The 266-nt window shown below is 69.2% G+C and carries 1 protein-coding gene; it reads right to left on the bottom strand.

All coding sequences use genetic code 11. The annotated features are described in order from the left end of the window. Positions 1–266 (bottom strand): molybdopterin-dependent oxidoreductase (locus AC0IYH_RS31955; protein ID WP_471838300.1); only part of this gene is annotated, 266 nt, incomplete at both ends.

The following is a 266-nucleotide window of genomic DNA, read 5'->3' as shown; positions in this document are numbered from 1 at the left end:
ACCGCATAGCCCGCGATTTCGCATGCGCCGGCGCCGATATGCGCGCCGTCCACGGGGGCGCAGATCGCAGCGTTGAGCGGCATCTCCTCGATCGTCAGGCCCCGGTCCCAATCCGCGTCCTCCTTCGCTACCGACGCCGGAAAGAGCTTGTAGTCCTTGGCCTGGATCGGCGCATCGGACGGGCGATCGCGCACCTCGATGCGCGTCAGCCACTTGGCGCTACGAACGCCCGCATAGCCCGGCACGACGAGCCGCAGCGGTGCGCC

The organism is Pseudomonas sp. AC463, assembly GCF_979253585.1.
This window is presented reverse-complemented; position numbering and strand designations above follow the sequence as displayed.